The 22418-nt window shown below is 74.8% G+C and carries 15 protein-coding genes; 4 read left to right on the top strand and 11 right to left on the bottom strand.

Features of this window, described 5'->3' with window-relative positions; genetic code table 11:
- Window positions 1-178: 178 nt before the first annotated feature.
- Window positions 179-1936: a vWA domain-containing protein gene (locus V6U77_RS06140; protein WP_334605209.1), complete on the top strand. Its 1758-nt coding sequence runs from the start codon at window positions 179-181 to the stop codon at window positions 1934-1936.
- Between the two features lie 67 nt (window positions 1937-2003).
- Here the strand turns inward: V6U77_RS06140 and V6U77_RS06135 are convergent, their stop codons facing one another.
- The 8 genes from V6U77_RS06135 to V6U77_RS06100 form a co-directional block, all read right to left on the bottom strand.
- Complete coding sequence (locus V6U77_RS06135) at window positions 2004-3014, bottom strand: hypothetical protein (RefSeq protein ID WP_334605208.1); 1011 nt, start codon at window positions 3012-3014, stop codon at window positions 2004-2006.
- A gap of 209 nt (window positions 3015-3223) precedes the next feature.
- Entirely contained in the window at window positions 3224-4003 is a 780-nt protein-coding gene (locus V6U77_RS06130) for an SDR family NAD(P)-dependent oxidoreductase (protein WP_334605207.1), read from the bottom strand.
- 310 nt (window positions 4004-4313) lie between these two features.
- Window positions 4314-6221, bottom strand: a complete 1908-nt coding sequence (locus V6U77_RS06125; protein WP_334605206.1) for a hypothetical protein — start codon at window positions 6219-6221, stop codon at window positions 4314-4316.
- Window positions 6218-9925, bottom strand: coding sequence for a DUF5682 family protein (locus V6U77_RS06120; RefSeq protein ID WP_334605205.1), 3708 nt, complete (start codon window positions 9923-9925; stop codon window positions 6218-6220). Before V6U77_RS06120 ends, V6U77_RS06125 begins: the two co-directional genes overlap by 4 nt.
- On the bottom strand, window positions 9922-11112 hold the full coding sequence (locus V6U77_RS06115) for an ATP-binding protein (RefSeq protein WP_334605204.1): 1191 nt from the start codon (window positions 11110-11112) through the stop codon (window positions 9922-9924). The genes V6U77_RS06120 and V6U77_RS06115 overlap by 4 nt, the downstream gene beginning before the upstream one ends.
- A gap of 107 nt (window positions 11113-11219) precedes the next feature.
- The gene (locus tag V6U77_RS06110) at window positions 11220-16277 is read right to left on the bottom strand and encodes a hypothetical protein (protein ID WP_334605203.1); all 5058 of its coding nucleotides are present in this window, start codon (window positions 16275-16277) and stop codon (window positions 11220-11222) included.
- Complete coding sequence (locus V6U77_RS06105) at window positions 16274-17131, bottom strand: DUF4132 domain-containing protein (protein WP_334605202.1); 858 nt, start codon at window positions 17129-17131, stop codon at window positions 16274-16276. Before V6U77_RS06105 ends, V6U77_RS06110 begins: the two co-directional genes overlap by 4 nt.
- Window positions 17132-17466: 335 nt before the next feature.
- Window positions 17467-18798 carry a GNAT family N-acetyltransferase gene (locus tag V6U77_RS06100; protein ID WP_334605201.1) on the bottom strand — a complete coding sequence of 444 codons (1332 nt, stop codon included), beginning with the start codon at window positions 18796-18798 and terminating at the stop codon, window positions 17467-17469.
- Window positions 18799-18977: 179 nt separating this feature from the next.
- Here V6U77_RS06100 and V6U77_RS06095 point away from each other — a divergent pair, with 179 nt between their 5' ends.
- Entirely contained in the window at window positions 18978-19169 is a 192-nt protein-coding gene (locus V6U77_RS06095) for a helix-turn-helix transcriptional regulator (protein WP_334605200.1), read from the top strand.
- Window positions 19159-19587, top strand: coding sequence for a hypothetical protein (locus V6U77_RS06090; RefSeq protein WP_334605199.1), 429 nt, complete (start codon window positions 19159-19161; stop codon window positions 19585-19587). Before V6U77_RS06095 ends, V6U77_RS06090 begins: the two co-directional genes overlap by 11 nt.
- 118 nt (window positions 19588-19705) lie before the next feature.
- Here the strand turns inward: V6U77_RS06090 and V6U77_RS06085 are convergent, their stop codons facing one another.
- On the bottom strand, window positions 19706-19861 hold the full coding sequence (locus V6U77_RS06085) for a hypothetical protein (RefSeq protein ID WP_334605198.1): 156 nt from the start codon (window positions 19859-19861) through the stop codon (window positions 19706-19708).
- A 290-nt stretch (window positions 19862-20151) separates the two neighbouring features.
- On the opposite strand from V6U77_RS06085, the gene V6U77_RS06080 reads away from it, so the two are divergent.
- A complete protein-coding gene (locus V6U77_RS06080) occupies window positions 20152-21204 on the top strand; it encodes a hypothetical protein (protein ID WP_334605197.1) in 1053 nt (350 codons plus the stop codon).
- A 110-nt stretch (window positions 21205-21314) separates the two neighbouring features.
- On the opposite strand, the gene V6U77_RS06075 is transcribed toward V6U77_RS06080, so the two are convergent.
- On the bottom strand, window positions 21315-21779 hold the full coding sequence (locus tag V6U77_RS06075) for a hypothetical protein (protein ID WP_334605195.1): 465 nt from the start codon (window positions 21777-21779) through the stop codon (window positions 21315-21317).
- The gene (locus tag V6U77_RS06070) at window positions 21754-22392 is read right to left on the bottom strand and encodes an RNA polymerase sigma factor (protein ID WP_334605193.1); all 639 of its coding nucleotides are present in this window, start codon (window positions 22390-22392) and stop codon (window positions 21754-21756) included. The genes V6U77_RS06075 and V6U77_RS06070 overlap by 26 nt, the downstream gene beginning before the upstream one ends.
- Window positions 22393-22418 lie beyond the last annotated feature (26 nt).

The raw sequence follows: 22418 nt of genomic DNA, 5'->3' as shown, positions 1-22418 counted from the left end.
CGGAGACCGCCGTCGAGGCGGCACGCGCAAGGGAGACGACACGCCGGGAGGCGAGGGGCTTTCGCGCCGGCGAGACCGTGGCACGATGCCTCTGTCGTGCGTCGCGTCGGCGCGGCTCGTCAAGGGTTTCGATGGAGTCGAGGAACGGGATCGGCGCGAACACCCTGGAGGGACCCCGATGGTTTCAGGTCGACCGACCGCCCGGCCGTGGGTGCCGTACACCGCGGCCGTCGTGGCCGGATTCGCGGTGATCACGGCGGCCTACCTGATCGTCCGGCCGGCGGACGTCGGGTGCACGCCACTGGAGGTCAGCTCGTCGATCGAGAAGGACGTGCTGCTCGGCGAACTGGCGCACCGCTACAACGAGAGCGGTCGGCGGGTCGACGGCCGGTGTGCCGTGGTGACCGTGCACGGCCTCGCCTCCGGTGCGGCGACCGACGCGCTGGCCGGCGACTGGGCGGTCAAGCAGCCCCACCTGCCACGACCCCAGGTGTGGTTGCCGACGTCGAGCCTGTGGACCGGGCAGTTGAAGTTGCTGGACGAGGCCGCCGGGCGGCCGGCGCAGACCCCCGGCCGGCATCCGTCGATCGCGAACAGCCCGCTGGTCATCGCCATGCCGCAGCCCAAGGGGAAGCTGCTCCAGCAGCGGGGTCCCCTCGGCTGGGGTGAGGTCCTGGGCTCGTCCGGGCGCACGGGCTGGGCCGCCTTCGGTCGCCCCGACTGGGGGCGGTTCAGCTTCGGCAAGGTCAATCCGAACCTGTCCACCTCCGGGCTGGCGGCCACGATCGCCTCGTACTACGCGGCCGTCAACCGGGCCAGCGACCTGACCGAGAGCGACCTCGCGAATCCCGCGGTGACCCAGTTCGTGCGCCGCATCGAGGCCAACGTGTCCCACTACAGCGACGACATCGTGGACCTGTTGAAGGACCGCGCCGAGGCCGACCTGTCGGGCACCGGCACGGCGGCCCCGACGGACATGAGCGCGGTGGTGACGCAGGAGGAACTCGTCTACCAGTACAACGAGGGGGAACTGAGCCCGACCCGGGGCGAGAAGCCGAGGGTCCCGCTGGTCGCGATCCATCCGAAGGAGGGCACCTTCAACCTCGACCATCCGTACGTGGTCCTCCCCTCGGCCAGCCCCGAGCAACGTGACGCCGCCGCCGATTTCCTGGCGTTCCTGCAGGAGCCGCCCCAGCAGCGGAGCTTCGGCCGGCACGGGTTCCGCGACCATCAGCGCAACGCGTCCGGCCCGCTGATCGCCGCCGTCGGCGGGCGCGGGGCCGAGGAACTGACGTACTTCGACCCGCCGGATCCCACCGTGGTCAAGGCGATCCTCACCGGCTGGGGCACGCTGCGCAAGAAGGCCAACATCCTCGTGGCCGTCGACACGTCCGGTTCGATGAAGGCGAAGATCGGTGACCACAGCAGGTTCCAGGTGGCGACCAGGGCCGCCGCCAAGGGCTTCGGTCTCCTGAACGCCGAGGACCAGGTCGCCCTCTGGTCGTTCTCGTCGGAGACGAGGCAGCGGCCGAGGTCGCCGTACAGCGAGGAGGTCCGGCTGTCGGCGTTCGACCGGAAGTCGCTCACCGACGAGATCGGCAATCTCCACGTCGAGGGCGGCACCGCCCTGTACGCCACCGTGCGGGCGGCACACCGGCACATGCTGGATCACTACGACCAGTCCCGGATCAACGCGGTGGTCGTACTGACCGACGGCAAGAACGAGTACCACAAGGACAACGATCTCGCCCGACTGCTCAAGGACGTCGCGTTGGACCCGGACCGACCGATCAAGATCTTCTGCATCGCCTTCGACGAGCAGTCCGACTTCGCGACGCTCGACCGGATCGCCAAGGCGTCGGCGGGAAAGGCGTTCGACGCCCGCGACCCGGCGAAGATCGACGACGCCTTCGTCAAACTCCTGAGCAGCTTCTAGCCCCGCCGCCGGGGCTCCTCGCGGGCGCGCACCGCCAGACCGGGGCGGGGGCATCGCCGCGCAGTGCTCACGACACCGCGCGGGCCACGCAGATCCTGGCGTCCAGGCGGGGCCCGGCCTCGTAGAGCATGTACTCCACGCCGCCGTCGGTGCCGAACGTCGGCGACGCCACCCGGCCGTTGTCCGACGCGATCGGCCGGTGGAACACCCCGAGGTGGACCTCGCGGTCGAAGTTGTTGCCGACCTCGGTCAGGTACATGTTGCCGCTGCTGCCGTGGTAGGCGACGTAGACGGTGCCGTTGCGCTTCAACAGGTGCGGCGCGGAGATGTCGGTGAGTCCGTCGCCCGACGGCGACACCAGCGGGTTCGGGGAGAACTGCCAGCCGCTCCAGCCGTTCGGCGACCAGCCCCAGAAGATCTTCCGGGTGCCCGGACGGATCGTGTGGGCGCCCATGAACACCATCACGTAGCGGTTCCCCTTGCCCGCCACCGGGTGCGCGAAGACCCGCGCGTACGAGGTCTCGGTCGTGTTGGGCACCAGGTTCGTCGACAGGATCGGCGTCTCGTCGGTGAAGCGGACGCCGTCGGTCGAGCGCGCGACCCGGGTCGTGTGGTTCTCGCCGTGGAAGTACAGGAAGAACTGCCGCGTCGGCGCGTCCCACACGACGTGCGGCGACGACACGTGGCTCACCGTCGTGGTCGGCAACACCCGGTCGACGACGGGGTTGCCGGCGTACTCGGTGTAGGGGCCCTCGAGCCGGTTGGCGTAGGCGAGGCAGATCCCGCCCGGCGCGTCGTGCGGCGCGTAGTAGAGGTAGTAGCGGCCGAGATAGCCGCTGATCTTGTCGTAGACCCCGCGCACGCACGGGAAGATGAACTCGCCGGTCGGGTTGTAGCGCAACGGCCGGTCGAACGCGTCGCGCACGTACCGATAGTTGGGAAAGCCGGCCGGAGCGGCGAGCGCCGGCGTGGACGTCGTGGCCAGGCCGGCGCCGGTGGTCGCGGTCGCGACACCGGCGACCGCCGCGCCGCGCAGCAGCGCCCGGCGGGAGAAGGAGCCGTCAGGGGTACGCGTCATCGCGTTCCCTCCGTTCAGGGGGGGTCGACGGGGGCGGGGAGAGCGGGCCGGCCGTGACGGACCAGACGTCACGCGACCACGCTGAGCAGCCGGACGAGGGGGGACGCCCGACGCGGAACAGGTGCGTTGGCCGATGAGTCTGCGCGCGCCGTCTCCGCGGCGTCAAGATGCTAATACGAATTAGCACGCGGCCCGACGGCCTCGCTCCGTCACCTGACGGGAGAGCCGCCGTCAACCGGGATGGTGTGGCCGTGGATGAAGGAGGCGTCGTCGCTCGCGAGGAAACAGACCGCCCGGGCCACCTCGTGGGGTTCGCCGTACCGGCCCGCGGGGGCTTGCATCGTCAGGTCGTAGAACGGGAAGTCGCTGGTGATCTCCGCGCCCTCGAATGCCGCCGTCTTGATGACGCCGGGCCCGATGCCCACGGCGCGAATGCCTCGGTGACCGTAGTCGTAGGCGATCTGCTTCGTCAGCCCGATGACGCCGTGCTTGGCCGTGGTGTATTCGGCCCCGACTTCGCTCGCCACCAGACCGGACGCCGAGGAAACGTTTATCACGACGCCGCTCCCGCGCTCCAGCATGTGGGGAAGCGTCGCCTTCGTCGCGAGGAAGACGCCCTTCAGGTCGACCTCCATGACGCGCTCCCACTGGCTGGTCTCGATCTCGAGCAGCGGGAGGTAGGCGCCGAACACGCCGGCGTTGTTGACCAGCACGTCGACGTGGCCGTACGCGTCGAGAGCGGCGCTCACCATGGCGTCGACCGAAGCCTCGTCGGTGACGTCCGCTGCCACCCCGATCGCGTCTCCCCCGGCGTCACGGATCCGCGTGACCGTCGCGTCGGCGCGTTCCGAGGAGAGGTCGGAAACGACGACCTTCGCTCCCTCTCTGGCGAGTTCCACGCACATGGACTGGCCGAGGCCGGAACCGACCTGATCGGGGCTGTATCCGCCCCCCGTGACGAGCACGACCTTGTCTGTCAGCCCACGCACGTTGCATCTCCCGTCTCGTGGAAACTGTCCTGGTCGATCCGCTCGACAACTGTCGGACCGGTCGGATGACGACGCCAGAACCGCCGGTCCAGGCTAACTGCCCAGGCGGTCCGGGATGGCCGGAATCGTCCGACGCGCGCTCCCGCGGGGGCGGTGACTTCCCGCTTGTGCACGTCGGCGCCCGAGGGCCGGCCCCGACACCCGCCCCGGGGTCGGACGGGTGCCGGGGCGCAGTTGGACGCCTCGCTTCTGCGATCGCTGGCCCGCTGGCCACCGACCCCCAGTTCTCCACCCCCGGGGTGCGGGCGGGTCAGCCGAGCGGCGCGGCGGTCCAGGAGGACCGGATCAGCTCCCGCTCGGTCGCGGCGAGGTGGGTGGCAGCGGCGAGCCAGGCCCACGCGTAGCGGTCCGGGTCGGGATCGGTGCGCCGGCCGAACGTGTCCCGGCCCTGCCGGTCGGACTCGTCCGCCAGCGCGGTGGTGAGCGCCGCGGCGGTGGTGAAGCCGGCGCGACGCAGCGGACCGGCCAGGCCGGTGCCGCGGGCCGCCTCGGCGACGGCGCGCCGACCGCCGGAGACGGCCAGCTCCACCAGCCGGCGGACCTGCCACAGCGGGGACTCCGCGACCGCGTCGGCGCCGACGGCGCTGACGACCCCGGCCGCGGCGGCCGGGTCGCGCGGCGGCAGGTGCCCGCCCTGGATGTCGTCGTAGCCCAGGTCCGCCCGGCCGTGCCAGTCCGCCGGCAGCCGCAGCGTGGCGGCGGCACCGGGCACCGCGCCGACCGCGAGCGGGCGCAGCGTGCTGGCCCGGTCCGGGTCCAGCCGGCCGACCACCCGGATCCGCAGGCCGGGCCGGGAGGCGAGCCGCCGTAGGTTGGCCACGTGCGCCAGTACCGGGTGCGAGTCGACCGCCACCAGCCGGATCACGGGCCCGTCGGGCATTGGCGCGCGCTCCGCTCCCGCGTCGGTGGCGGGAGCCAGCTCGCGGGCCAGCACCTGGTCGCCGACGGCACCCACCACCACCAGGTCACCGCCGACCAGCGCGCTTCCCGCCCGGGCCGGGTCCTCCGGGTCGTCGGTGGCCAGTTGCGCGGCCACCACCTCGGCGAGCGGTCGGTCGAACAGGTGCGCCAGCGGCCCGGTGGACCAGTCGCCTCCGGTGAGCGGAGTGGCCCGGACGCCCTTGCCGGCACCGAGACGACCGTCCGGGGAGACGGTGGTGCCGGTGATCCGCAGGCCGCCGCGGGCCAGCACCGCGTGGTTGACCGCGACCGCGCCCATCTCGGTGACCGCCCGGGCACAGTCGCGCGCCCGCTCCGGGCCGCCCGGTTTCACGTCGCCGAAGGAGAGCTGGCGACCGTCGGCGGAGAGCAGGTGGGTGACCACCCCGGCGTACCCGGTCGCGCTGATCACCGGTTCCCGGCAGACGCCGTACACCTCCAGCGTGCCGTCCGGCTGGTAGGCCCGCCGAAGCACGCCGACCAGCGCCGGGTCGGGGTCGCCGGCGGCCAGCCGGCCGGCGACGAACAGCAGGTCGTGCAGCACGTCGACCAGCTCGGCCAGGCGGTGGCCGTTCTGCCGCCCCCGGTGTGCGCGCAGCCCCCGTACCGCGCGCAGCGCCGCGCTCTCGGCCCTCGGCAGGCCGGCCAGCCGGGCGCCGTGGGCGGCCCGCAGCAGTTCGGCCTGGGGCACCGCTCCGGCGGCCGGCACGCCGGCCGCGAGAACCGCGGCGCCCGCCCGCCACAGCGCGTCGGCGGCGGCCCGTTGCGCCTTCGTCGGGGTCGCGCCGCTGCCACGTCCGGCCGCGCCGGCCGCCTTACCGGTACGCCCGGATGGCGCGCCGGTGCGGTCCGGGGTCGACGCGGTGGCGGTGCTGGCCGCCGGGCCGGGGTGGGCTGCCGGGTCGGCGACCGGACAGGCGAGAAGGACCGCGGTGCGGTGCAGGCAGCGGGGCGTCAACAGGCAGCTGCACCGCGCCTGCCCCGGGTCGCTGACCGCGCCGGTCGGTCCGGGCGTCAGGGTGACCAGCGCCTCCGGGCCACAGTCGATTGACACGCCCCCGTCGACCGGGCCGACGGGTGCGCCGGCCAGCCGTGCGACGGTGGCGTCCAGCCGCCTGTGCAGCCGGGGTGGCAGGGCCGCCACCGCCGCGGCGGCGACCGCCGGCAGCACCGGCGGCAACCGGTCGGTGTCCACGGCGGTGGCTGTACGGTCCGTCAACGTGATCCTCCGCGGATGCGGTCGCCCACCCAGCGGGCGAGTTCGAGGGGGCTGAGAGCGGCGACCGGCATCCCGGCCGCGACGAGCTGCTCGGCGACGGGCACCGAGTAGCAGGGCGCTCCCCTGTCGTTCAGCGCGGCGCAGCCGAGCAGATGCACGCCGGAGCCGACCAGCGTGCGGACCTCACCGAGGAGCCCGGCCAGCGGATAGCCCTCCTCGAAGTCGCTGACCACCGCGACGATGGTGCGGCTCGGCACGGTCACCAGCGAGCGGGCGGCGGCCAGCCCGGCGGCGATGTGCGTACCGCCGCCGACGCGCACCTCCAGCAGCAGCGACAGCGGGTCGTCGACCCGGTCGGTCAGGTCGACCACCTCGGTGGAGAAGGCGAGGAAGTGGGTGGACAGGGCGGGCACCCCGGCCAGCACGGCGGCGGTCAACGCCGACCACACCACCGACGCCTCCATCGAGCCGGACACGTCGACCACCAGCACCAGCCGCCAGTCGGCCTCCCTGCGGGTGCGGGTGTTGAAGACGGGGCGTTGCGGCACCACCACCGTCCGGCCGTCGCCGAGGCGCTGGGTGTGCGCGAGGTTGGCCCGCAGAGTACGGGCGAGGTTGATCCGGCCGCCGGGACGGCTGGTCGGACGCGGGTTGCTCAGCCCGGTCAGCGCCGGACGCACCTGGGTGGCCAGTTGCTTCGTCAGCTCCTCGACCAGCCGCCGCACCAGTGGCCGCAGCTTGGCCAGTCGCCCCTCGGGCAGGCCACCGGCCAGCGACAGCACCGAGGTCAGCAGCTCCATCGAGGGACGTACGTTCGCGGGGTCGAGTTCGGTGAGCACGTCGGTACGGCCGTTCTCGGCCGCCCGGGCGATGACCTCCTCGCGTACCGCGGTGCCGAACAGCGCCTCCAGTTCGTCGACCCACTCGCGGGCGGTGGGGAAGGAGGCTTCCTGGCCCCCGCCGGCCGCCTGACCGAGGTCGGTGGCGCCCTCGCCCTGGCCCGCCCCGTACAGCTCGTCGAGTGCGCGGGCGTAGCGGCGGGCGCCCGCCGGCAGCCGGTCGGGTTGGCGCCCGAGCAGCAGCCGCCACCGGTCGGTGGGGGTGAGCCCGGCGTCCGGCGCGTCCGGCGCCGGTGCGGTGCCGGTGCCCGCGTCGGTGGGGGCGTCGCCGGGGCTTGGCGGCGTGCCCGGGATCGGGATGCCGCGGGCGAGCAGGACGGCCCGCCCGGCCGCGTCGGCGGCGGCCCAGCGGGCCAGCAGCTCGGGCGGGGCGGTCAGGCTCAGGTCGAGCCGGTCGCCCAGCCGCTCGGTGACGGTCTGCAGCAGCCGGTCGCGGGCCGCCGGGGTGAGCACGTCGAATCCGCCGCGCAGCGCGGGAAGCCGGTCCAGGAAGTGGGCGTCGGGGAGCCGCTCGATCCGTTCCAGCAGCGGGTCCAGCGCGGCCGGGGCGGACTGCAGCAGCGGATGCGCCCCGGTGAGCAGGCCGCCGAGCAGCCGCTGCAGGTGCCGGCGGGCGTCCGGTCCGGTGGCCGCGTCGATCCAGCCGGCCACCCGGGTGCCCAGCGTGTCCAGATCGGTCAGATCGAGCAGCACCCGGGCGGCCAGGGCGGCGCCCTGGACCAGAGGCGAGCCGGCGCGGACCAGGTGGTCGAGGGCCTCGTCCAGGCGCAGGCCGATCCGGTCCTCACCGGCCCGGACCGCGAGGTCGACCAGCGCGGTGGCGTCGGCCGGGGCGTCGCTGCCGGCGAGGCCGGGCAGGCCGCGTACCGCCGCGTCGAGCAGCACGACGGCCAGCTCGGCCGCCCGCGCCCGGCCGTCGGCGGTGGTGCCGGGCAGGTGTTCGCGGCGCAGCGCCTCCAGCAGGTCCAACGCGGCCAGCAGCTCGGGCAGCGTGCCGGTGCCCGGCAGCACCTCGGCGGCCAGCTCGAGGCGGTCGGTGACCAGCTCCGGCAGGTCGCAGCGGGCGGCGTCACGCAGCCCGGTGAGCAGCTGGGCGGCGGTGGGGCCACCGTCGGCGGCCTCCCGGCGGAACCGCTCCCGCAGGGTGCCGGCCGCGGCCAGCGCGGCGGTCACCCCGCGTACGCCGACCAGGTCCAGCCGGGCCGCCACGGACGGCGTCCAGGCCAGTTGCCAGCGGGTGGTCAGGGCGGCACCGTCGCCGGTGCCGGAGACCGCGATCGCCTCGCCGTAGCCGACGCCGCAGACCTGGAGGCGTTGCAGCAGGATCTCCCGACGCCCGTCCAGTCCGGCGCGCAACGGGTCGAGGCGGACCTCGCGAGACTTCGGGCTGTCCGGGTTGGGCAGCCGCAGCGCGGTGAGTTCCGCCTCGACCGCCGGGCCGAGCCCGGAGCGTGGCGTGCCGGGGGCGACGCGCCCCCGGTCGGCGCCGACCAGGACGGTCTCCAGCGCCTTGGCCAGCGCTCGGCCGCGGCCGAGCAGTTCACCCTGGCCCAGCACGGTGGTCACCGCCTCCAGCACCTCGCCGCGCCCGGGGGCGGGCAGGTCCCGCAGCCGGGCCAGGTCGTCGGCCAGCCGTACGGCCTCGGCGGCCTCGCCGGTGCCGGCGGTGTGGCCGGCCGCGCGCAGTTCCCGGCACAGGTCGGTGACCGCCCGGGCGGCGGCGGCCCGGATCCGCTCCGGGTCGCCGGCGGCGGTGAAGACGGACTGCTGCCAGCGGGGGTCGCGGATTCCGGCGGGGTAGCCGGACCGGGAGTCGAGCAGGTCGAACGCGTACGGCACCAGCGAGGTGACAGCCGTGCCGGCGGCGCCGGTGGCGGCCGGCGCGGGCGGGGTCGTCACGGACCGGAGCGGATCGGTCGCGTCGGCGGCGGGGTGGGCGGACGCCGCGACGCCGGCGGTCGGCGCGGCGGTGAGCAGGGCCGGAGCGTGGAAGGCGCCGACGACGGCGGCGACGCGTCGGCCGTCGGCGCCCGCTTCGGCCAGCACCCGGCGCATGTGCCGCTCGCGGGCCAGGTCCCGGCCCGGTACGCCGTCGCGGTTCGCGCTGTCGGTGCGCATCGCCCAGCCGACGCCGAGTGCGGCCCGGCGCAGCGCCTCGGGCTGGCTGCCCGGGGCACGCACCTCGACCACCCGGTCCCACAGGTCGTCGCCGTCGCGCCCGGTACCGCTGGCGCTGAGCGCGGCGGCGTAGGACCGGCGCAGGCCGGGCACCGGCTCCCCCGCGTCGGGGTCGGGACCGCCACCGGGGGCCGGCTCGTCACCGGCGGTCGGGCCCGGGTCGGCAGTCGGGTCGGTGGTGTCGGCGGTCCAGCCGGGGTCGGCCAGCGGCAGGTCGCAGCAGAGCACCTCGACGCCGCGCTGCCGGGCCCAGCGGATCGCGGCCAGCTCCGGGGAGAAGTCGGCGAACGGGTAGAAGCCCATCGGTGCGTCCGTGCCGTGGCTGCCGACCAGGGCCAGCGGGGCCCGGGCGGCCGGATCGGACAGGTGGGGCAGCCAGCGCTGGAAGTCGGCCGGCAGCTCGACGCAGACCACCTCGGCCCCGGCGGCGTCCAGCAGTGCCGGGACCACCGCCGCCAACGCCGGGCTGTGATGCCGCACCCCGATCAGGTACGGGCGGGCCGAACCGGCGAGCGCGTCGACCACGGCGCGCGGGTCGGCCGACGTCGGATCGACCGTCGACGGGCCGGCCGCCACCGGGTCGGCGGCCGGCGGGGCCGCGCCGGGCGTACGGGAGAGGATCGTCACCGCAGGTTCTCCCGCAGGTCCCAGAGCCGGCGCCACATCGCCGAGCCGTCCTCGGCGCGGCGGCGCACCGGGCCGTCCCAGTAGCCGAGCAGCCGGGCGTGGTCGTTCTGGTCGTCCTTGCGGACCACGCCGAGCAGGTGCCCGGGCACCAGGTCGAGCGCGTCGCCGTCGGGCAGGTACGCGGTGGCCAGGCCGAGCGACACCGCCACCTGCACCGCCTCGGCGGTCGACATCACCGTGCCGGGCCGCTCCACGTCCCAGCCCTCGCCCGACCGGCCGGAACGCAGGTCACGGAAGACGGTGACCAGGGCGTCCAGCACCGCGTCGTCCACCGTGTACGCCGCGCCGGCACGCTGCACGGCGGCGGTGGCCTGCCGGCGGACCAGGTCGGTCTCGACGTCGGCGTCCGAGATCGGGTGGATCGTCTCGAAGTTGAACCGCCGCTTGAGGGCCGACGACATCTCCGACACGCCCCGGTCCCGCAGGTTGGCGGTGGCGATCACGGTGAACCCGGGCGCCGCCCGGATCAGGCCGTCCTCGCTGCCGGACAGCTCCGGCACGTTCATCCGCCGGTCGGACAGGATCGACACCAGCGCGTCCTGCACCTCGGGCAGGCAGCGGGTGACCTCCTCGATGCGGACCACCCGGCCGGTGCGCATCGCGGTCAGCACCGGCGAGTCGACCAGCGCCTGCGGGGTCGGGCCCTGGGCGAGCAGCAGGGCGTAGTTCCAGCCGTACCGGAAGGCGTCCTCGGTGGTGCCGGCGGTGCCCTGCACGGTCAGCGCGCTGGTGCCGCAGACGGCGGCGGCCAACAGCTCGGACAGCATGGACTTGGCGGTACCGGGCTCGCCGACCAGCAGCAGGCCGCGCTCACCGGCCAGGGTGACCACGCACCGCTCGACCAGGCTCCGCTCGCCGACGAACTTCGCCGGGATGCTCATGCTGGCCGGCAGCGCGGCGCCGTCCGCGCCGGTACGCCGGTCGGCGGGCAGCTTCAACGCCTCGCCGTCGCTGCCCTGGATGAACGTGACCACGGCACGCGGGGTCAGCGCCCAGCCCGGTGGCCGGGCCCCGTCGTCGTACGCGGCCAGGAAGGCCAGCTCGTCGGCGTACCGCTGCTCGGCGGAGAGGACCTGGGCGGCGGTCTCCGACGCCACGGTGGGGCGGACGTGTTCCGTCACGGTCACGGGTGTTCCTCGATCTTCCTCTTGAGGGGGTGTTTCGGGACAGGGGTCGGCAGCGCCGCGACGTCCGGGCAGGTCGTCGCGGAGACCGCCGCCCTTTCGGGTACGGGTCAGCGGGGGGCGCCGCGGCCGGGCAGGTCGGCGAGGCGGGGCCGGTCGCCGTCGCGGAGGCGTCGCCAGGCCCGCCGGTAGAGTTCCGCGGCCGGTTCGAACGGCACGGTCACCCCGAGCGCGGCCGTGCCGTCGGGGGCGAGGTCGAACAGGGCCAACTTCCAGCCCTCGATCGGCACCTGCCCGGCGCCGCGCTCCAGCCACGGGCCGGGCAGGAACAGCGACCGGCCGGCCCGGGACCGGCTGGCCTCGACGACCAGGTCGGTGCCGGCCAGTTCGGCGCGGGCCGCCTTCAGCCGGGTCGGCTTCCAACCGGTCCACTTCGTCGTGTTGCGGTCGGTCGGGTCCGGCATGGCCAGCAGCATCAGGTACACCGCCGCCGCGTCGGCGCCCAGGGCATGCTCCCCGGCGACCTCGGCGACCAGGTCGGGCACCGACCGCGTCGGGTCCTGCGGCCACCAGGTCCCGTCCGCCGCCCGCTCGCCACCGTCGGGCTCCCCCGCGTCGGCGAGCAGCGCCGCGAAGCGCGGGTCGCGCACCAGCCGCAGCGCCACCTCCACCGGGTACGGCTTGGCCACGTCCCTGCGCAGCGCCGGCAGGTACGGGTCCGTGCCATCGGCGTCGAGCAGCTCCGGCCGCAGCGCGGGCGACGGTCGGCTGTCGTGGGTGGACAGCACGATGGCGCCGTAGCGTTCCCAGCCCGGGCCCGTCTCCGACGGGGTGCCCGCCACCTGCCGGAACTCGGGCAGGTAGACGTACTGCTCCAGGTCGAGCATGAGGTCGGGGTTGGCCAGCCGGTCCCGGATCGCGGCGAGCGCGGCCGGCAGCGCGGCCCGGCACGGGTCACCGGCCGGCGTGTGGTGGGCGACCCAGGCCGCCAGTGCGACCGTGGAGCGCAGCACGTGGCCGGTGAAGCCCGCCGTGCGGTTGTCGACCGGCCGCACCCGGTCGCCTCTGAACTCGAAGGTCAGGTCGGTGCTCAGCTCGGCCGAGCGCGCCGGGTCGAGCAGCGCCGGCAGCGCCCGCGCCGGTTCCCAGCCGGTGCGCACGGCACGCGTCGCCTCGGCGAGCAACTGCTCGGGCACCACCACCCGACGCCCCAGGGCGGCGTTCCACACCGCCGCGGCGGCGGCCACGTCCGGGCCGTCGGTCCACAGCCGGGCCGGGTCCTGCGGCAGCAGCGCCGAGACCACGGCCCGCCGCAGTGTCGGCCTGGCCTCCCGCAGCACCCCGAAGGCCAGCTTGACCTCCCCGGCCTGCCTGATGGCGAGCGCCTTACGCAGTTCGGTCGGCACGGTGCCGGCCGAGTCCGCGTACGGCAGGCCGGCCAGCACCAGCTTGGCGGCGGTGGGGGTGACACCGGTCAGCTCGGCGAACTGCTCGGCCGCCTCCGGCCGCCAGGGCAGCGGGCCGCGCGCGGCCCACTCGGTGAGGAAACCGGCCAGCCAGCCGACCGGCCGTGCGTCACCAACCGGCTCCGAGGAGTGCACCGTGTACGGCTCGGGTACGGCGAACCCACCGGCCGGGTCGTGGTGCAGCGCGTCCACGTAGTAGCCGGTGGCCGTGCCCCTGGAGTTGAAGACGGCGATGAACGCCCCGTCGGGCAACGGCAGGAGACCCGGCTTCGGGTACCGGCGCGAGCCGTCGGGGTTCTGCAGGGCGTCGACGGTCAGGTGCAGCCTGCACCGACGCCACCGTCCCGGCTCTGCCGCCGCGCTCAGGTCGAGCCCGTCCAGCTCCTCGAGCAGGGCACGCAGGGTCTCCCGGTGCGCCTGCGGGGTGACCGCCGCGGCGGCCCGGTAGGCCACGGCGGCGACACCACCGAGCAGGGACCACCAGTCCAGCGTGGACGGCAGCGGCGGCCCGTCGAGGTGCAGCCGTACGCCGGGATCACCCCCGCCGGTGGCGGACCGCTGGATGCCGATCGCCCGGAACTGGGTGAAGGCCTGGGGCGTGGTGCCCGCCCCGTGCACGGAGCCGCGCAGCCCGTCCAGCGCCTCGTTGAGCTGCCTGTCGGTGGGCCCGGCCGCGACGGCCACCGGCGCCACCGCGACGGGGGCGGACAACGACCTGGTGAGCCGCTCGGTCACCGCGTCCAGGTCGGTGCGCACCCGGGCGGCCAGCCGCAGCGCCCCGGCCACCCCGGCCAGCACGGCGTCATGGCTGACCGCCGGCATCGCCGAGCGGACCAGCTCGACCAGCGCGTCGGTGCCGTCCCCGCCGGCGGTGGCGGAGCCCCCGACCGTCGACGTCGGGACGGTGACGGGCGCACCGGTGGCGGCCCGCGTGGCCGCGGTCGGCCCGGATGGCGTCGCCGCGCGGGCGGCGGCCCGCGCGGCCTCCTCGGCGAGGACGGCGCGGCGCTCGTCGACAGCGACCTTGAGCAGCGCGGCGGCGGTCTCCCGGTCCGTGTGCCGCAGGGCGGTGGAGCCGGCCGGGTCCCGGGGCAGCAGGTTGCCGAGGAACTTCTGTCCGGGCAGCGGGACCGCGTCGGGGTTGTAGTCCCGGGCGGACGGCGGACCGGCGGCGGCCGACACCACCCCGTCCGGGTCGACCAGGACGGGACCGCTGAGCACGGCCCGCGGCCGGTCGTCGCCGGGCAGCACCAGCGCCGCGAGCGGTTCCTGCCCGGCGGCGACGGTGACGGTACGCCCGGCCAGGTCGTCGCCGCGTACCGAGCCGTCCGGCAGCGTGACCACCCGCCAGCCGAGCAGACCGTCCACCGGCACGGCGGCCGGGGTGACCCGGTCGGACAGGGCCGGCCGCAGCCAGCTGGCCGCCTCCCGCAGCTGGCTGCCCTCGACCGGGAGATCCGCCAGGAACCGGGGCAGGCTGCGCCGACCGTGGGTGTTGCCGACCGGGTCGTACTCCCGCCAGGCGTGGGTGTCGTCGTCCTCGCTGCGCCGGAGCACCCAGTGGGACGTGCCGTCGGTGATGACCGGCAGTTCGGACGGGACAGCGGTGTCACCGGGGTGCAGCACGCCGTCGCCGGTGGTCCGCCCGCCGCCGGCCAGGGGCAGGGTGACCTCCTTCCGGCGTGGCTGCCTGCCGTAGTGGTCGCCGACGATGGGCTGCAGGTCGCCGGGCGACGAGTGCCAGTAGCCGCGCAGGTCGTAGTCGAGCGCCTTGGAACGCCAGTAGACGAGCAGGTGGCCGTCGACGTAGTGGTAGCCGGCCTGACCCCACATGTCGCCGGCGGGGACGCGCAGGTCGTGGCGCAGCACGATGCCCTCGGCACCGAGCACCCGCACCGTGTTCGGTCCGCCCAGGATCAGGTACGGCCAGGACTCCTGCCGGGTCACCTCGACCCGGCGGTCGCCGTCGGTCACCTCGTGCCAGGCGAGCTCCCAGTCCGGCCAGCCCAGCTCGTCGAGGATCCCGCCGCGCAGGCTGCGGGCGACGCGTTCGGCGAGGTCGACGTCGAGGACCTGCCCGAGGGCGTCGCCGGCACCGGAGCGGTCGGTGTCGTCGCCGACGAGGCGCAGCGCCTCGACGGGGATCCTGCCCAGCCAGTCCACCGACGCCGGCAGGTACGGCAGTCCGGCGGCGAAGCGGTCGCGGATCCGGGCCCGCAGCCAGTCGGTGAGCACCGGCCGGACGCCCGGCGTCTCGACCATCCGGCGCAGGGCCTCCGGCTGGTCGTCGAGCTGGGCGAGGCCCCGGCGCAGGGCACCGGCGAACCGGTCGTCGGCGGCGACGGCGAGCAGGTCCCGCTCTCCCCCGCCCTTGGCCCAGTCCGCCAGGTTCAGGGCCTCGCGCTCCTTGGGCGGGTCCACCGGCACGTCGAGCGCGAGCAGCAGGTCGAGCAGCTCGAGGTCCCCGTCGACGCCGAGGCTCTCGCCGCTGTCGGCCAGTTCGACGCGCAGCCGGTCGGCCATCCGCTCCACCAGCGGGTAGAGCTGCCGCAGCCGACGGCGGTGGCGGACGTGGCCGGAGTTGACCCGCCCCAGGAGGCGGCGCAGCCAGCCGACGGACCCGTCGCGCGGGCGGGCGGCGTCCGGGGTGTCCGCGTCGGACAGTCCGGCGAGCGCACCGGTGTCGGTCAGCAGCGCGAGCCACGTGACCAGGTCGTCGCGGTCCGTGGGCATCAGGTCGAGCAGGCTGCCGCGGATCGCCGGGTCGCGGCCGGCCAGCGCCGTCACCGCCGGCAGGTGCGCCTTCCACCAGCCGGCCGGCGCCTCGGCGGCAACCGGCAACCGGAGCAGCTCGGTCAGGTAGGCCGCCTCACGGTCGGCGACGGCGTCCTTGCCGGCGGCCTTGGTGGCGGTCCGGACCAGCCGGTTCACCGCCGTGGCCGACTGGGTGGACGGCACCACGCCGGCGACCGCGGCCCGCAGCGCCAGCCGGCAGAACCGCTCCAGCGCCTCGTCGGCCGGCAACTGGGCGGACAGCTCCTTCGCGTAGCCGGCCAACGCGGTCGCGGACACCACCTTGGCCGAGGCGAACTCCACATAGACCTCGTCCAGTCGGTGCAGGTCGACCGGCAGGCCGTGCTGCGCCTCCGCCTTGCGTGCCTTGTTGAACAGCTGCGTCGCGTAGGCGTCCTGCCCGGCGGCCAGGAACACGCGGGCCGCCTGCTCGAAGAACGTCGGCAGGAAGTGCGGCAGCGTGCGGGCGAACCGGTCGGCGACGCCCTGGTACGCGTCCAGGGCGGCCTTCGGGCGCGACCGGACCTGCTTGGCCAGCTTCTGCAGCTCCGGCACCACCGCCAGGGCGTGCCGGCCGTCCGCCGGGTGGTGCACCAGCACCCACTCCGGGAAGGCCAGCGGGCGGCGGGGGCCCAGCCCGACGACGGCCGGCTCGGCGCCCGGCGTCAGGCCGAGGAAGCCGACGGCCATGTCCTCGCCCTCGCCGAGGGCGGCGTCGACCAGGCGGACCACCGGCCGGTCGTCGAGGGCCGGATGCCGGTAGGTGCGGGCGGTGAGGGGCACCGCCCGCTCGCCTGCCCCGACGGTGTCGGTCGGCAGCACCGCGCCGGCGGTCAGCAGACTCTCGGCCGGGTGGTCGCCGGCCGTCGTCGTCGCCGGGTGGTCGCCGGCAGTCGTCGTCGCGGTCACGCCTTGTTCCCCGTTCCGGTCACGGCGCCGGACAGGGCCGTCGCCATTCGCATTCCTTCCGACCAGGCCACCGGCCCGACCTCGGTCAACCGCAGCGTCGGCCCGTCCACGACTGACCAGGCCAGGGTGCCCAGGGTGGCCTCGGAGTCCCAGTAGTCCTCGTCGAACCGCAGGGCGGCCTCGATCGTGCGGCCGGCCTCCCAGACCCGGCAGGTGACCTGCGAGCCGGAGACCCGGAAGCCGAGGGCGGCGGCCCGGGTGGCCACCCGGTTGGGGACCGTGGTGCCGCGGAAGTCGGTGACCGTGGTGTCCCGCTGCCTCAGGTCGTCGGGCCTGCCCCAGGTGCCCCGGTGCAGTTGCTCGACCCGTTGGGTGACGTCCAGCTCTTCGGCGAACTCGCGCAGGTCGCGCAGGTCGGGCAGGTGCACCGGGTGCGGCAGTGTGGCGCTGACCGGCGAGAGCCGGACGGTGTCTCCGTCGAGGTTCACCACGCGCAGGTCGCCGGTGTCGGTGACGTCGCGCAGGAGGCCCGGCTCGGCCGGGTCGTCCCCGAGCACCACGAGATCGCGCAGCGCGTCCTGCCAGGCCGGGTCCGGCCAGACCCGGGCCAGCAGCCCGGTCGGCACCGGCAGCGAGGACACCACCCAGGCGTCGACCCTGGCCAGGCATTCGGCGGCGTGCCGGTCGAGCCACTGGGCGAGCTGACGCAGCCGTTCCACCTCGGGGTCGTCCCGCAGCGCCTTCGGCAGCGTCTTCAGGGGACGGCCACCGGCGCGCGGGCCGGTGGAACGGGCCGCCACCTTTCCGTCCACGAGAGAGATCTCGTACGAGTCCCCCACCGGTAGCCAACCCATCAGGAATACCCTCCGCAGTGGCAGAACAGCCAGATTTCGTGAGGAATCGGCCGTGATCGACAACGAGGGCACGCTAACAGTAGTGACCGACACGACTGCGACCCATCGGCCGAGCAGCCGGGCCGGGATGACCGGGACGGCGAAGACGGGACCTGCGCAAACCGCAGGTCCGGTCAGCCGGAACGCCCGGTGGAGGGGTCGGGCGGCGCCTGGGCCGCCAGCCGGAGCGATGACCTAGGTCACACAGACGCGGTCGGCGGTCACGCACGCCGTGCCGGGTCAGGGGGTCGGCGCACCCCGCGGCCGGGACCTCGCCGCGCTGGCGGCACGCCTGGTCAGTTGCGTGGCCAGACCCGGACCGGCACACGGCGGAACGCCACCGACAGGAAGTGCTCGGTGAGACGGTCCCGCAGGACGCAGTCCGGCCAGGCGTCGAGCACCTCGGGCAGGGTGCGGTTGCCGAGGGCGAGCTGGAGCAGAGCGCCCGGCGGGACGGCGGCGTGAACATGCGGGTCGGTGGTCGGGCCGACCGTCCCGCGCGACGGCGTCACCGCCGTCAGCTCGCCGTCGGTGAACGTCAGCCGGGCGGCACGGCCGTACAAGTCGACTGTCAACGTCGGTTCGTGCCATCGCAGGCCGGCCGCCTGCCAGCGGGCCCGCAGCAGCGGGACCAGTCGGGCGAGCAGGTCGACCGGATCGCCGGTTCGGACATACCAGCCTCGGGGCCGCCTCGGCACGCCCGACGTACCGAGGCGCGCCAGCGGATGGCCGTGGTCGAGGAGCGGGCAGACCGCGACGAACGGGCGACCCTGCGACGCCTCATACCCACGACCGACGCGGGCCAGGTGCGCGTGCATGACCGCGGCGGCCTGCGGCCAGTCGGCCGGCTGGTCGCAGGCCGCCGCGAACACGGTCAGCTCGCCGGCGGCGGAGAGCCGGGCACCGTGGACCAGGTATCCCCGGATCTCGGCGCCCCGCACCACGACGGCGACGATCCGCCGGGCGAGGCTCGCCTCACGGCGCCCGGTGATCTCGTACCGCCACACCGCCGCGTCTCTCGGACAGACCAGGGCCTCGCCGTCGGCGCGCCGGTCGATCCCGGCGAGGGCGTCCGCGTCGGCGACGGTCGCGGGGCGCACCGTCAGGGCGCCGGCGGAGTCGTCCGGCCGGGCCTGACCGGTGGCCGGCAGCGCGGCGGCGGGCACCGCCGGGGCACCGCCGCTGGCGAGGGCGTAGTCGTAGCCGAACCGCCGGTAGAAGTAGGGGATTCCCTCGATGACCTGGATCGGCACGCCGCTGGCCGCGTACCGCTCGTGCAGCGAGGCGAACAGCCGCTCGGTGAGCCGGCGCCCACGGTGCTCCGGCGCCGTCGCGACCAACTCGACCTGGGCCACCGGCAGGCGTACGCCAGCCAGGCTCCAGTCCTGCCGCAGACCTACGAGGCTCGCCACCGGGCGGCCGGTGGCCAGGTCCACGGCGACCAGGAAGTCGTCGGGCACGACGGAGGGGTGACCGGTCAGCAGGTCCTCGACCCAGGCGGCGATGCCGGGGTGCGGCTTCCCACCGGTCACCCACTGAAGTTGCACCGACGCGTGCAGAGCGGCGAGCTCCGGTGCGTCGGAGGTCCGGCCCGGCCGAATCACGTAATGTTCGCCGCCCTTTGCCATACCTTACTTTCTAGCAGCGGCGCGCCCGGGCGGTCAGCCTGAGCCGCACCTGGACGGACGGGCAGCGGCCGACGCGGCGGGCCCGCCGGCAGCGATCGCCAGGACAAGCAGACTTGACACACCCCGGAGGCGTCAAGCACGCTTGCCATGACAAGGTCGCTTGACATCAGGGGGTGTTCATGAGGAACGACCTCTGCGAGCTCCGGCTGGCCGCCGGGCTGTCCCAGCGCGAGCTGGCCCAGACGCTGGGCGTCTCCCGGCAGACGATCAACTCGATCGAGAACGGCCGCTACGACCCCTCCCTGCCGCTGGCCATCGCCATCGCGCGCCACTTCCACCGCACCGTCGAGGAGATCTTCCATGTCGACTGACCGGCACACCGGCAGGCGCCGCGCGCTGGCCCTCGCCATCAGCCTGGCCGTGGTGGCACTGCTGATCGCCGTGGGTCTGCTGCTGCGCAGGTACGCGCCCGGGAACATGGGGGCGGGCTTCCTCCTGGGAGCGGCAGCCGGGCTGTTCGGCGTCGCGGTGATGGCATGGCGACTCGGGAAGCGACCGGATCGCACCACGACCTTCGAGCGGGCGTGGTCCCAGACCGGCGACGAACGCGACGACGCCGTCCTCACCCGGTCCCTGGCCGTGCTGGGGCTGCTCGCGTTGCCGCTCACCGGCACGGCGGGGATCGCGATCGGGCTCGGCGCCACGGTGGAGATGGTGCTGACGTTGCTGCTCGTGGCGGAGATCCTGGTCGGGGCGACCGCCTTCACGATCATCGACCGGCGCAGTTGAGCGCCGCCCGGACCGCGACGGGCGGCCCGGGCACGAACCACCCTCGCCGTCCCCGCCGGCCGCGATCCCACCTTCGCAGGTCGGCAGCGATCCCACCGGCCACGGGCGCGGCCGACGGTCAGGCGGCCGCTTCGACGTACGACGCCAGGTTGGCCGGCGAGGAGGCACGCCCGGCCTCGTGGTCCGCCTGGTCGATGCCGGGCGGCACGTCCGTGGCGGTGACGCTCACCTCGGTCCCGGCACCGGCGGCGGCGAGGCTCCAGGTCATGGTCATGGCGCCGGCGTACGACGGGCCGCGTCGGAGGTCTTGCCGGGGCTGCCGGTCGGGCCGAGGTGGGTCAGGACCATCCGGAAGCCGCCTCCGGGGCGCGGATCCCACCGGCTCCCTCCCCCTCGGCCGGGGCATCCACGCGCTTTCGCCGACTTGATGCCAAGTTCCGTCATCTGACATCAGCGGCCGGGAGCAGATGTATTTATTCCCGTCGATCGGGCTCCCTAAGGACGTCCACCCGCCGACGCCACCGCCCCGGGGCGCGCGGCGACTGCCCATCATCGGGAGGAAATGTGTCTACCACTCTCGCAGGAAGAGCGCGCCGTTCGACGCTCGCCCTGCTCACCGGCGCGGCGCTGGCGACGCTGTTGTCCGTCACCGCGGCCGGTGCCGCACCACTGGCCGGCCCGGCGGACAGCCGCGGCGACGTCGGCACCGCCGCCGCGGTCGACGTGTACATGCGGGACACGGCCGCCGACGTGGGGCTCGAACCGCACGCGCTCAACCCGCTGTGGCAGAGCGCGGACATCAAGGTCTGCCACACCGCCGTCGAGTGCTCGACCAGCCAGAATCCGATCGTCGGGCAGCGGAACTACATCTTCATCAAGCTGCGCAACCCCGGCCCGTACGGCGACAGCGTCATGGAGGAGGGCACGATCTGGGTCTACCGGACCACGCCCGGCGGCGGGGCGGCCTGGCCCGGCGCGTGGACGCAGATCGGGGCGATGGCGGTGCCGGTCTACCCGGGCGTCACCTCGGTGACCATCCCGTGGGACAACGTGCCCGGCCCGGGTCACTTCTGCCTGCTGGCCCGCTGGGTCTCCCCGAACGACCCGATGACGTTCGAGGGACCGGACATCGGCGTCAACACCCGGCACAACAACAACATCGCCTGGCGCAACGTCGACTCGGTGGCGCTGATCGCCGGCGGCCTGGCGCAGACCCGGCCGTTCGCCATCGGCAACACGCTGACGCGGCCGGCTCGCAGCAGCGTGGTGTTCGGCCAGACCGGGGCGCCCTTCCAGGCCGCCGGCGGCCGCCTCGTCGCCGACCTCGGGCCCACCCTCTTCGAGCGCTGGGTCAGGGGTGGCAAGGCCGGCAAGGGAGTCCGCGAGGTCGGTCGCAACCAGGTGGAGATCGTCGACATCGGCCAGGCCAGCCTGGACAACCTGGAGCTCGCTCCCGGTGAGCGGCTCGCCTTCTCGCTCTCCTTCACGGCCGCCGTACCGACCCGGGAGCAGACCGCCGTCAACGTGACCCAGATCGGCCCGGACACCACCGGCGCCGCCAGGGCCGACCTGGGCGGCGTGCGCTACGACATCACGGTGGGCCAGCGGGCCAGGTAGCCGCCCCGAGGGGCAGGGACGGAGGTCGCGGACGGGGCCCGCGACCTCCGATCCACGGCCGGATCGGTCCGCCCTCCGGCGCGACGAAACACCCCGCCCCGGTGTGTCGATCAGCGCAGGCTGACCCAGGCGGTCGCCACCGCGTACTCGGTGGTGCGGGCGCAGAGCTGGACCGGGCCGGCGGGCGGCGCCGTCATGGAGAAGTAGCCCACGGCGTCCACCGGCACCTCCTCGTACGGGCCGGCGGAGGTCCGCGCGGTGACCCGCCCGCCCCGCGCGGGTGAGAGCTGCCCGACGACCCCGCTCGGCGTCACCTCGACCTCGACCACGACCGCGCCCGCACGGAACGTCAGCGTACGGGCCGACCCGGTGGACCGGGTGAGACCGGCCGGCTCCGGGTCGCAGGCCGAGTCGAAGGTCAGCTCGGCGAGGGCCAGCTCGGCGTCGACGCTCCGCCAGCCGAACGCGGCCCTCGCCGCGGCCAGGAACTCCTCGGGCACCGGGTCACAGCCCTGCCGGGCGGCCCTCAGCTCGGCCAGCAGAGCGTCGTCAGCGGCTGGCGGCCACGGCTGCATCCCGGTCACCTCCGCTGTCCTCGCCGGTCGGGCGTGCCCTGACGAAAGGGGCGAGCGCCGGGCAGTTGCGCAGCTTGTGCAGGCACCGGGCCTGGGTCGGGCCGACGCTGCCCACCGGGATGCCCAGCCGCGCGCCGGCCTCGCGGTAGCTGACCGGCGGATCGGCCGTCAGCAGGGCGAGCAGCTCCCGGCAGCGCGGCGGCAGCTGCGCGAACGCCTCCCGCAGCGCCTGCTGCCGCTCGGCGCGCAGCAGATCCTCGTCCGGGGTGACCGGATCCACGAGCAGGCGGGCGCCGACGTGCCCGCCGGCCGAGTCGTCGTACGGGTCGAACGGCTGGATCCGCCGGCCGAGGCGCAGCAGCCGGTAGCACTCGCGTCGGGTGGTGGTGATCAGCCAGGCCGGCAGGGCGTTCGACTCCCGCAGCCGGCCCAGGTGCTCCACCGCGCGGAGCCAGACGGTCTGGTTGACGTCCGCCGCGTCGGCCCGGTCGAGCCCGTGGGAACGGATCACCGAGAGCACCAGCGGGGTGTAGCGGCGGACCAGCTCGTCCCACGCCCGTTCGTCCCCGCGGGAGGCGGCGGCGACCAGCCCGACCGTGCTGCGCTCGCTCATCGGGACACCACCCGGCGCGCCGATGC

It is taken from the genome of Micromonospora sp. CPCC 205546 (assembly GCF_036902715.1).
In the GTDB taxonomy this organism is placed as follows: Bacteria; Actinomycetota; Actinomycetes; order Mycobacteriales; family Micromonosporaceae; genus Micromonospora.
The sequence above is the reverse complement of the archived record's forward strand: the minus strand, read 5'-3'. Positions and strand labels throughout refer to the sequence as shown.